An 11,791-nucleotide genomic window follows, 5' to 3' on the forward strand; every position below is an offset into this window, starting at 1 on the left:
TTATTTCATTAATTTGTGACCCAAAACTAATATACAATGATGGACGCTCGAGACACTAATCAACCCTTGAACCAAGGGGAATTAGAAGAAGAAAAGAAAACAGTCGAGGTTTCTGAAGCTATTACAGAGACTCCGACTGAAGATGTTACTGCCGAAGTTCAACCTGAAGCAGCTCCTAAACCTGCCACTAAGGAAGATGTACTAAACCAGCTAAAAGAGCTTGCGCAAGACGCTGAGAATGCGAACAAGCAGGAAATTGACAATCTGAAACAATCATTCTACAAGTTACATAATGCCGAGTTGGAAGCTGCTAAGGTACAGTTTACAGACAACGGTGGAAACATTGAAGATTTTGTTGCCGAAGAGGACCCGACAGAAGAAGAATTCAAACGTCTGATGGGAGTTATCAAGGAAAAACGTGGCAAACAGATTGCCGAACTGGAACGCCAGAAAGAAGAAAACCTGCAAGTGAAACTTTCCATTATTGAAGAGCTGAAAGAATTGGTGGAATCCGGAGATGACGCCAACAAATCTTATACGGAGTTCAAGAAGCTGCAACAGCAATGGAATGAGACGAAACTGGTGCCGCAAGGTAAAGTGAATGAACTTTGGAAAAACTATCAATTATATGTAGAGAAGTTCTACGATTTATTGAAACTGAACAATGAATTCCGCGAATATGACTTCAAAAAGAATCTGGAAATCAAAACGCATCTCTGCGAAGCGGCCGAAAAATTGGCTGATGAAGAAGATGTTGTTTCCGCTTTCCACCAACTTCAAAAGTTGCATCAGGAGTTCCGAGATACAGGTCCGGTAACCAAAGAGCTGCGCGATGAGATCTGGAACCGGTTCAAAACTGCTTCTACCGCTGTCAACCGCCGCCATCAGCAGCATTTCGAATCGCTGAAAGAAGCTGAACAGCATAATTTAGATCAAAAGACCGTAATCTGCGAAATCGTTGAAGCGATTGAGTATGATGAACTGAAAACATTCTCTGCCTGGGAAAACAAGACACAGGAAGTGATTGCCCTGCAAAACAAATGGAAAACCATCGGTTTTGCTCCCCAGAAGATGAATGTGAAGATCTTCGAACGCTTCCGCCATGCCTGCGATGATTTCTTCAAGAAGAAAGGAGAATTCTTCAAAAGCCTGAAAGAAGGAATGAACGAGAATCTGGAAAAGAAGAAAGCGCTCTGTGAAAAAGCAGAAGCTTTGAAAGACAGCACAGACTGGAAAGTAACTGCCGATACGCTGACCAAACTTCAAAAAGAATGGAAGACCATCGGCCCGGTTGCTAAGAAACACTCGGATGCTATCTGGAAACGGTTCATCACAGCTTGCGACTACTTCTTCGAACAAAAGAACAAAGCTACTTCTTCACAACGCTCTGTAGAAACAGAGAATATGGAAAAGAAGAAAGCGTTAATCGAGAAGTTATCCGCAATTGATGAGAACATGGATGCCGAAGAAGCAAATACCTTGGTTCGGGATTTAATGAAAGAGTGGAACTCTATCGGTCATGTGCCATTCAAAGAAAAAGATAAGTTATACAAGCAGTATCACGGAATTATCGATCAGCTATTCGACCGCTTTAACATCAATGCTTCCAACAAGAAGTTAAGCAACTTCCGTTCGAATATCAGCAATATCCAGGGAGGCGGCACTCAATCTCTGTACAGAGAACGCGAAAAACTGGTACGTACTTATGAGAATATGAAGAATGAGCTTCAGACTTATGAGAACAACCTGGGCTTCCTCACTTCTACTTCCAAGAAAGGTAGTAGCCTGCTGACCGAATTGAACCGCAAGGTAGATAAACTGAAAGCAGACTTGGAACTGGTGTTACAAAAGATCAAAGTAATCGATGAATCAATAAAAGCAGAAGAATAAGATTTCTGCCCGATTGAGAGAAATAAAAAACAGGTTTTATGCTCACTTGAGCCATAAAACCTGTTTTTTATTTCTACTAAACAAGACAACAACCTGTTTAAGGATTTATTCTTTATTAATCAGCCTCACAGCTTCTTTTTACATAAGACTCGTATCTTCTTGACTATCAACGTGCATTCGTGTCACCGAATTTGCCACCGAATTAGCGTCAACTTTTTTCAGATGGCATTTGTCAAAGCACAAAAAACCCGCTAAAATTGCAATTTTAGCGGGTTTTGTCAGTAAAAAGCTGGTGTTTTGTTGGGCTACCTGGATTCGAACCAGGAATGACAGGACCAGAATCTGTAGTGTTACCATTACACCATAGCCCAATGATTTTCGTTTGCGGGTGCAAAGATACAAATATTTTGGGAATTCAAAACAAATCTGATATTTTTTTTGCAAAAATGTCCAAATAAGCTTTCCAAACAAAAGCATCTCCACTAAAAAACACAAAAATTGAGGGATAACTTTCTTGTATCCAATAAATCAGCGTATATTTGTCAAAAATATCACGTTTATTATCAGAAACAAAGGATCACCTTTTTTTGTTATAAACAAATAGAGAACATGAATTATTAATCCCAATTACAGGAATGAACGATACTAAAGTATTAATTGAAAAAATAAAAGAAGGAATTCAAGAAAAAAAAGGTAAAAAGATAATCGTTGCCGATTTAACCAGCATAGAAGATACCATCTGTAAATATTTCGTTATCTGTCAGGGAAATTCTCCCAGTCAAGTGAGTGCAATAGTAGATTCAATCAAGGAATTTACACGCAAAGGTGCGGACAGCAAGCCTTATGCAATCGACGGACTCCGGAATGCAGAATGGGTAGCAATGGACTATGCCGATGTACTGGTACACGTCTTTTTGCCGGAGACAAGAGCTTTTTATAATCTTGAGCACCTCTGGGCAGATGCCAAACTTACTCAAATCCCCGATCTAGACTAATTAATGATTATGGACAATAATAATAGTAATAATAACAATAGCAATAAACCTAGCAATAAGGTTAATATGCCCAAGTTCAACCTGAACTGGATGTATATGATTATTGCCCTTATGCTTCTCGGCCTCTGGTGGGGCAGTGATTCAAAGGGAGCAGGAAGCAAAGCTGTAACTTACAGCGAGTTTCAGGACTATGTAAAAAAGGGTTATGTCAGCAAAGTATTGGGTTATGAAGATAAATCAATCGAAGCTTTCCTTAAACCGACCGCCGTAGGGGCTGTTTTTGGAGCCGACTCTACCAAAGTGGGACGCAACCCTGTCATTACAAGTAGAACGCCATCTACCGATAAACTGGAAGAGTTTTTGCAGGCAGAAAAGGAAGCCGGTCATTTTGACGGTTCATCTGATTATCCGCCCAAATCGGATATTTTCCCCGCAATTCTGATTCAGATACTCCCGCTTGTGTTGCTGGTTGCGTTATGGATATTCTTCATGCGCCGTATGAGCGGAGGCGGCAGTGGTGGCCCCGGTGGCGTATTTAATGTAGGAAAATCAAAAGCCCAGCTTTTTGAAAAAGGCGGAGCCATCAAGATTACATTTAAGGATGTAGCGGGCCTGGCTGAAGCGAAACAAGAAGTGGAGGAAATTGTTGAGTTCTTGAAGGAACCGCAGAAATATACGGATTTGGGAGGTAAGATACCCAAGGGAGCATTACTGGTAGGCCCTCCGGGAACCGGTAAAACATTGCTTGCCAAAGCTGTGGCCGGCGAAGCGAATGTGCCTTTCTTCTCATTGGCAGGTTCCGACTTCGTGGAGATGTTTGTGGGTGTAGGTGCGTCCCGTGTTCGCGACTTGTTTAAACAGGCTAAAGAGAAAGCTCCTTGTATCGTCTTTATTGATGAGATTGATGCCGTAGGACGTGCTCGTGGCAAGAACCCTGCAATGGGAGGAAATGATGAACGCGAAAACACTTTGAATCAGTTATTGACAGAAATGGACGGTTTCGGTTCCAACAGTGGTGTGATTATCCTTGCTGCTACCAACCGTGTAGACGTACTCGACAAGGCATTGCTTCGTGCAGGACGTTTTGACCGTCAGATACACGTAGATCTGCCCGACTTGAACGAACGTAAAGAAGTATTTGGTGTGCATTTGCGCCCGATTAAAATAGACGATAGTGTAGATGTAGACTTGCTGGCACGCCAGACTCCGGGATTCTCGGGTGCGGATATTGCCAATGTCTGCAACGAAGCTGCACTGATCGCTGCCCGCCACGGAAAGAAATTCGTAGGTAAGCAGGACTTCCTGGATGCGGTAGACCGTATCATCGGTGGTCTGGAAAAGAAAACCAAAATTACAACAGAAGCTGAAAGACGTTCCATCGCTTTACATGAAGCAGGACACGCTTCTATCTCTTGGTTACTGGAATATGCCAACCCACTGATTAAAGTGACTATCGTTCCTCGCGGACGTGCATTGGGAGCTGCCTGGTATCTGCCGGAAGAACGTCAAATCACTACCAAAGAGCAGATGTTGGACGAAATGTGTGCTACTTTGGGAGGACGCGCCGCTGAAGATTTATTCCTCGGCCGCATCTCGACAGGTGCCATGAACGACTTGGAAAGGGTGACTAAGCAGGCATATGGTATGATTGCCTATTTAGGTATGAGCGACAAACTACCGAACTTATGCTATTACAACAACGATGAATATTCTTTCAACCGCCCATACAGCGAAAAGACAGCCGAATTGATTGACGAAGAAGTCAAGAGAATGGTGAACGAGCAGTATGACCGCGCCAAAAGAATTCTGTCAGAGAATAAAGAAGGACACAACGAACTGACGCAATTACTGATTGACAAAGAAGTAATCTTCGCAGAAGACGTTGAACGTATCTTCGGTAAACGCCCTTGGGCTTCCCGCTCGGAAGAAATCATGGCCGCTAAAGAAAGCCAGGATGCCGCAAGAGCTGAAAGAGAACTTGCCCAAAAGTTGAAGGAAGAAGAAAGAGAAATCAAAGAAGAGGAAGCTGAAAATACCGCAAAGGAAGAACAAGCATCCATAGACACCAAAGTTGCCGCAGAAGGTAAAAAGGTTACTGTGGAGGGTAAAGTTTCCGTAGAGGGTAAGTCTAATGGAGAAGAACAAGCTAACGGGTCCAACTAATTAAAACGAATAGATTTTGATTAACAATTTCATAAAACGAGCTATTACGGGTGTACTCTTCGTTGCCATCTTGGTGGGGTGCATCCTTTATGACGCATTCAGCTTTGGCATTCTGTTCACCGCTATCAGCGCACTGACCATTTATGAGTTCGGACAGCTGGTAAATATGCGCGCAGAAGGAGTGAAGATAAACAAGACCATTAATATGCTCGGCGGGGCTTACTTATTCCTTGCAGTCATGGGATTCTGCATTAATGCGGCCGATTCGAAGATATTCATCCCGTATGTGCTTTTATTGCTTTACATGATGATTAGCGAGTTGTATCTGAAAAAGGAGAACCCGGTACTTAACTGGGCTTATTCTATGCTTAGCCAACTTTATATCGGTCTGCCTTTTGCTTTGCTGAATGTATTGGCATTCCATAACGATCCGGAATACAGTAGCGTAAGTTACAATCCTATCCTACCGTTATCTATCTTTATTTTCCTTTGGTTAAATGACACGGGAGCCTATTGCATCGGTTCATTGATCGGCAAACACCGGTTGTTTGAACGTATTTCTCCCAAGAAATCGTGGGAAGGTTCCATCGGCGGCGGAGTGGTAGCAATCGGAGTATCTTTTATTCTCGCCCACTACTTCCCACTTATGTCAATGATTGAGTGGGCAGGATTGGCACTGGTGGTTGTTATATTCGGCACATGGGGCGACCTGACGGAGTCGTTATTGAAACGCCAGTTGCACGTTAAGGATTCGGGAACCATTCTTCCGGGACACGGTGGGATGCTCGATCGCTTTGACAGTTCTCTGATGGCTATACCGGCAGCCGTCGTTTATCTATATGCATTAACATGGTTCTGACGGGGGATTCTTTCTCAATCGATTAGAACTGAAACAAAATACAAAAGGTCGGGAACTTATACGAAAGTATCCCGACCTTTTTCACACACAGTAAATCACAGTTAGGTTATCGGATCGAAGAAGTGGAATGAACATCCTTCGCTGCTTCCGGTACACCGACCGGGTGCTTCAAATCAAGAACGATCACTCTTCCTTCTCCATGTTCTCTTGAGTTTATTGTTACTTTAAAACCTTTTATTGTTGATTCGGACTCTTTCTCTGTCGGGAAGAATTTTTCTAAGTTATAAGAAACTCGCCCCCATCCCCAGTAGTCAGTCACATCCTTATACGTATTATAACGCAGTTCCAAATGTATGTAACCATCTTCATCCACATTCAATGTTCCCGGCTCTGACGGTTCGCCCGGCTCTCCCGGTTCCATCTTATTTTGTACAAGACTGATACGATGTTTCTCCGAACGAGGCAACTCCTGGCGGAAAATTATGTTCAGAAACCGTCCTCCCAACCACATATCACCCTGATAAATCAAAATAGGATCATTTCCGAATTCTTCCGCTTCTTCCTCTGTCGACATATCTTCCACTTCTTTTGTCAACAGCTCCTGTATCCCTTCCATCTTCACCTGAACTCCTTTTCCTCCTTCCATATCATACAAAGGATTGAAAAAAGCCACAACACGCTCACCGTCCACCGGTTTAAACCAAGGAATAGAAGTAGCAACCGGATCAATCACTCCCCATCTGTCACCTTCCAAATAATAACCTCCTCCACCGGTTGTATGAACGGTCGCCCAGTCCCAACTGAAATCTCCAATAGAATAGCCATCATCATCACATGATTGCAACATTGGTACTAATGCCAATAATAAGATTCCTAAAAGCCACTTAAATTTTTTCATATCTTTTTCCTTTCTTTATTTTAGTCTTCTGCTTTATAAATAAAAAAGCCGTGCATTTACTGCATCGGCTTTACGTTTATTCAGAAAAAGAAAGTTATTTTTTCAACAATTGCAGCATTTCACGCGCTGCATGACGGGGAGCACCGGCAGGTCCCAACCGCTTGGCTACATACTCATACCCCAAAAGCATCTCATTTCTATATGCTTCATTTTCAATGATATTTTTCAATTCGCTCTGCATATTCTTCACGGTCATCGTATCCGCAACGAGTTCCTTTACCACCTCACGGTCGGCAATCAAATTTACCAACGAAATAAATTTCACTGTCAGGATATGACGCCGCAAGAAAGAAACCACTTTTCCGATCGGTGTGTGATAACAAACCACTTGAGGAACACGAAACAATGCCGTCTCAAGCGTAGCTGTCCCCGAAGTAACTAATGCTACATCCGCATGCTGCAACAGACAATAAGTCTGATCGAAAATGATTTTCACTTTCGCTTCTCCTACATATTGTTTATAATACTCGGGAGCAATGGCAGGCGCACCGGCCAAGACAAGCTGATAGTCGGAAAAAGCAGAAGCAGCCTTCAACATATCCGGCAGATTATCTTTGATTTCCTGTTTCCGGCTACCGGCAAGAAGAGCGATAATGGGCTTATCTTCCAATTGATTCTCGACAATAAACCGCTCCTTATTTTTCGGATGAGCCGCCTGATAAGCTGCCACCTCATCCACGGTAGGGTTCCCTACATAGTGAATAGGATATTGATGCTTTCCTTCGAAGAATTCCACTTCAAAAGGAAGAATGGAGAAAAGCTCATCTACATCTCGTTTTATATTCTTGATACGGTATTCTTTCCACGCCCATATCTTCGGAGAAATATAATAGTAAACCGGTATCTGTGTCTTTGCATGGACAAACTTAGCAATATCAAGATTGAATCCCGGATAATCTACCAGAATAACAACGTCCGGCTTCCAAGAAACAATGTCTTCTTTGCAACGCTTCATATTTGCAAAGATAGTGTGCAGATGAAGTAATACAGGGATAAATCCCATGTATGCCAACTCCTTATAATGCTTCACCATCGTTCCTCCGACTGCCGCCATCAAGTCACCTCCGAAAAAACGGAAATTAGCCTGCGGGTCTTCTGCCTTTAAGGCAGCCATCAGATGGGAAGCGTGCAAGTCGCCGGAAGCTTCGCCGACAATCAGATAATACTTCATAATAGTTGATAGCTGATAGTTGATAACTGACAGTTATCAACTAATTAAACCATTGATTAAGTTCGTCTATAAAGTGATAAGCCGTTACGTCAACCGTGGTCGGGGTGATAGCAACATAGCCATTTGCCAAAGCCCAATGATCATTCTTCTCGTTTTCAGGTTCGTGATCGGTAAATTCACCGGTCAGCCAGAAATAGTTGGGATCATTCAGACGAGGACAGGCTGCCCATTCATTCGTCCAACCTCCTTTCGCCTGTTCACAGATTTTCACTCCTTTTATATCAGCTGTATCGGGAAAGTTTACATTCAGACAAGTCAAAGGAGGAAGTCCTTTTTCCAAGACCATGGAAGCGATACTGCGGACATAAGGTCCGGCAGCTTCAAAATCAGCATCGGGTGCATGATTGCACAAGGAGAAGCCAATAGAAGGAATTCCATTCAAACACCCCTCAAACACCACTCCCATCGTACCGGAATAATGTACGTTAGTGGCAGAGTTATCTCCATGATTGATACCGCCGACTACCAGGTCCGGAGTCCGGTCAAGCACTGTATTTCGTGCCAATTTGATGCAATCAGTCGGTGTTCCCGAACATTTATAAACAGTCAAGCCCACTTCTTTCTTTACTAACTGGTAATGAACCGGCTGCGTCACCGTCAGCGCACAACCACTACCGGAACGCGGGGCATCAGGTGCCATCACTATGATATCTCCCAAAGGGCGAAGAAACTTCACCAGTTCATTAATACCTTTAGCCATCACGCCATCGTCATTCGAAACAAGTATCAACGGCTTCTCTTTTTCCATATATTCAATCCTTTCCTTTTTTATATTCGCACAAAAGTAACAAAAAGAAGCCGTACCGCCAAACACCTCCCCACATCAGATCGAAAAGTCTCTTTCACCCCCACTCCTACCCGTTTACAAATCTTAATCTTCTGCAAGCGAGCAAAAAAAGAAATAAATATCCAATATAAATATGTATATTTGCAAGCTCATAAAGAGAAAGTAGATGATGAACCTGTCGAAGTTTTGTAACCGTTTCGTCCGACAGTTATTAACAAAACAGGCGACTTATCAACAAAAATTGCAAAGTTTCTCTTTTTTCGTAGGCACTCTAAGGATTTATCACTTATTTCGCTGCCAATAAATTTAGAGAATATGGGAAAAATTATTGCTTTGGCCAATCAAAAAGGCGGTGTAGGGAAAACAACGACTACGATTAATCTCGCAGCTTCACTTGCTACACTGGAAAAAAAGGTACTCGTGGTAGATGCCGACCCGCAAGCTAATGCCTCTTCCGGTCTGGGAGTAGACATCAAGCAGTCGGAATGCACTATCTATGAATGTATTATTGACAGAGCCAACGTACAGGACGCTATCCTTGACACGGAGATTGATTCTTTGAAAGTGATCTCTTCGCATATCAATCTTGTAGGGGCAGAGATTGAAATGCTAAACCTCCCAAACCGAGAAAAGATACTAAAAGAAGTACTCACACCTTTGAAGAAAGAATATGACTATATTCTGATAGACTGCTCTCCTTCATTAGGTCTAATCACGATCAATGCTTTGACGGCAGCCGACTCTGTGATTATCCCCGTTCAAGCTGAATATTTTGCTCTTGAAGGTATCAGCAAATTGTTGAATACCATCAAAATTATCAAGTCAAAACTGAATCCGGCCTTAGAAATCGAAGGTTTCTTGCTGACAATGTATGACTCTCGTCTGCGTCAGGCCAATCAGATTTACGACGAAGTGAAACGTCATTTCCAAGAACTGGTATTCAACACCGTTATTCAACGAAATGTGAAATTAAGCGAGGCTCCCAGCTACGGTGTCCCGACCATCCTATACGATGCGGAATCTACCGGTGCCAAAAACCACCTGGCTCTTGCTAAAGAAATTATCAACCGAAATAAATAAATATAAAGAAGAAGATATGGCAACACAAAAAAGGAATGCATTAGGACGCGGTCTAGACGTCTTGCTCTCAATGGATGATGTGAAAACCGAAGGGTCTTCTTCCATTAATGAAATAGAGCTGGCAAAGATTACTGTCAATCCTAACCAGCCCCGCCGTGAGTTTGACGAAACAGCATTGCAGGAACTGGCTGATTCCATTGCGGAAATCGGTATCATCCAACCTATTACCTTACGCAAACTCTCGGACGATGAGTATCAGATCATCGCGGGAGAACGTCGTTATCGTGCGTCACAAAAAGCAGGACTGAAAACAATCCCTGCTTATATACGCACAGCCGACGACGAAAACATGATGGAAATGGCGCTGATTGAAAATATCCAGCGTGAAGACCTGAATGCCGTAGAAATCGCACTTGCCTACCAGCATCTGCTCGATCAATACGAACTGACACAGGAACGTCTTAGCGAACGCATCGGAAAGAAAAGAACGACGATCGCCAACTACCTGCGCTTGCTGAAATTGCCGGCTCCTATACAGATGGCCCTGCAAAACAAGCAGTTGGACATGGGACATGCCCGTGCACTGATTTCATTAGGCGACCCTAAATTACAAGTTAAAATATTCGAAGAAATACAAGAGCACGGATATTCAGTCCGCAAAGTAGAAGAAATTGTTAAATCATTAAGCGAAGGAGAAGCTGTGAAAAGCGGCACACGGAAAATAACACCCAAACGTGGTAAACTTCCTGAAGAATTCAACTTATTGAAGCAACAACTCTCCGGCTTTTTCAACACCAAGGTACAACTCACCTGCTCTGAAAAGGGAAAAGGAAAGATAAGTATTCCTTTCGGTAACGAGGAGGAACTGGAACGTATCATGGAAATCTTCGATACGCTAAAGAAGTAAATGACAAGAAAAAGTAAGAAATATCAGTTACTAGTCAGCGCCCTGCTTCTCTGTTTTTTACAGGTGGCAGGGATTGATGTGTATGCACAATCCACTGTTACTCCGGTACGGAAAGATACAACAATCATACAGCGCGAAGCACCGAAAGCCCGTGCACGAAGACATCGTGAACCAGCCGCACAGGACTCTGTGAAAAAAGATTCTATCCGGATAACACCATCCAAAGAGCTTCCGGCCATCGACAGTTTGTCAGCTGCTAAAATACAGATAGCGGACAGCTTGGATGCGGTCAACAAGAAAGAGCTGAAAAAGATAGAGCAGCCGGCATCCATTGTTGTAAAGACTGACACTGCGCCGCCACCTACTCAAGATATAAACAAGAAAATATTCATCCCGAATCCGACCAAAGCAACGTGGCTGGCAGTCGTATTCCCCGGTGGAGGACAGATTTACAACCGTAAATACTGGAAGTTACCTATTATATATGGAGGGTTTGCAGGTTGTGCTTACGCCTTAAGCTGGAACGGCAAGATGTACAAAGACTATTCGCAAGCCTATCTGGATATTATGGACAGCAATCCGAATACGAAAAGTTACGAAGATTTGCTGCCCCCGAACTCCACTTACAATGAGGAGCAGTTGAAAAACACACTAAAACGAAGAAAAGATATGTTCCGTCGTTATCGGGACCTTAGTATATTTGCTTTTATCGGAGTTTATCTGATCTCTATCATCGACGCTTATGTTGATGCAGAGTTGTCCAACTTCGATATAACCCCCGACTTGAGCATGAAAGTAGAACCGGCTGTTATCGACAATAACAATCAGTTCCGCTCCAACAGTTTAAAAAGCAAGTCGGTTGGTCTGCAATGCGTATTACGATTTTAAAAACACAATTTAGATTGATCTTATTATTGAAGC

The 11,791-nt window shown here is 43.0% G+C and carries 10 protein-coding genes and 1 tRNA gene; 7 read left to right on the forward strand and 4 right to left on the reverse strand.

Annotated elements, in window-relative coordinates:
• Positions 1–36: 36 nt before the first annotated feature.
• Positions 37–1,890, forward strand: a complete 1,854-nt coding sequence (locus I2I04_RS04920; protein WP_143259129.1) for a DUF349 domain-containing protein — start codon at positions 37–39, stop codon at positions 1,888–1,890.
• A gap of 300 nt (positions 1,891–2,190) precedes the next feature.
• Here I2I04_RS04920 and I2I04_RS04925 read toward each other — a convergent pair.
• Positions 2,191–2,261 (reverse strand) — tRNA-Gln (locus I2I04_RS04925).
• A 264-nt stretch (positions 2,262–2,525) separates the two neighbouring features.
• Here I2I04_RS04925 and rsfS point away from each other — a divergent pair.
• Genes rsfS through I2I04_RS04940 form a run of 3 tightly spaced genes read left to right on the forward strand, consistent with a single transcriptional unit; the run spans position 2,526 to position 5,907 of the window.
• Positions 2,526–2,885: a ribosome silencing factor gene (rsfS, locus tag I2I04_RS04930; RefSeq protein ID WP_143259128.1), complete on the forward strand. Its 360-nt coding sequence runs from the start codon at positions 2,526–2,528 to the stop codon at positions 2,883–2,885.
• 9 nt (positions 2,886–2,894) lie between these two features.
• On the forward strand, positions 2,895–5,048 hold the full coding sequence (gene ftsH, locus I2I04_RS04935) for an ATP-dependent zinc metalloprotease FtsH (protein WP_143259127.1): 2,154 nt from the start codon (positions 2,895–2,897) through the stop codon (positions 5,046–5,048).
• 16 nt (positions 5,049–5,064) lie between these two features.
• A complete protein-coding gene (locus I2I04_RS04940; RefSeq protein WP_143259126.1) occupies positions 5,065–5,907 on the forward strand; it encodes a phosphatidate cytidylyltransferase in 843 nt (280 codons plus the stop codon).
• A 106-nt stretch (positions 5,908–6,013) separates the two neighbouring features.
• On the opposite strand, the gene I2I04_RS04945 is transcribed toward I2I04_RS04940, so the two are convergent.
• From I2I04_RS04945 to surE, 3 genes are all read right to left on the reverse strand, one after another.
• On the reverse strand, positions 6,014–6,805 hold the full coding sequence (locus I2I04_RS04945; protein ID WP_195654498.1) for a NigD-like protein: 792 nt from the start codon (positions 6,803–6,805) through the stop codon (positions 6,014–6,016).
• Between the two features lie 94 nt (positions 6,806–6,899).
• Positions 6,900–8,036, reverse strand: a complete 1,137-nt coding sequence (gene lpxB / locus I2I04_RS04950) for a lipid-A-disaccharide synthase (RefSeq protein WP_195654499.1) — start codon at positions 8,034–8,036, stop codon at positions 6,900–6,902.
• A gap of 40 nt (positions 8,037–8,076) precedes the next feature.
• Complete coding sequence (gene surE / locus I2I04_RS04955; protein WP_143259123.1) at positions 8,077–8,844, reverse strand: 5'/3'-nucleotidase SurE; 768 nt, start codon at positions 8,842–8,844, stop codon at positions 8,077–8,079.
• A 354-nt stretch (positions 8,845–9,198) separates the two neighbouring features.
• On the opposite strand from surE, the gene I2I04_RS04960 reads away from it, so the two are divergent.
• From I2I04_RS04960 to I2I04_RS04970, 3 genes are read left to right on the forward strand one after another with little or no spacing between them, the layout of a single operon-like run.
• Positions 9,199–9,963 carry a ParA family protein gene (locus tag I2I04_RS04960; RefSeq protein WP_004301394.1) on the forward strand — a complete coding sequence of 255 codons (765 nt, stop codon included), beginning with the start codon at positions 9,199–9,201 and terminating at the stop codon, positions 9,961–9,963.
• Positions 9,964–9,979: 16 nt separating this feature from the next.
• Positions 9,980–10,870, forward strand: a complete 891-nt coding sequence (locus I2I04_RS04965; protein ID WP_195654500.1) for a ParB/RepB/Spo0J family partition protein — start codon at positions 9,980–9,982, stop codon at positions 10,868–10,870.
• Positions 10,871–11,758, forward strand: coding sequence for a DUF5683 domain-containing protein (locus tag I2I04_RS04970; RefSeq protein ID WP_195654501.1), 888 nt, complete (start codon positions 10,871–10,873; stop codon positions 11,756–11,758).
• The last annotated feature ends 33 nt before the right edge of the window (positions 11,759–11,791 follow it).

This window comes from Bacteroides sp. 1001136B_160425_E2, assembly GCF_015559655.1.
Classification (GTDB): Bacteria; Bacteroidota; Bacteroidia; order Bacteroidales; family Bacteroidaceae; genus Bacteroides; species Bacteroides luhongzhouii.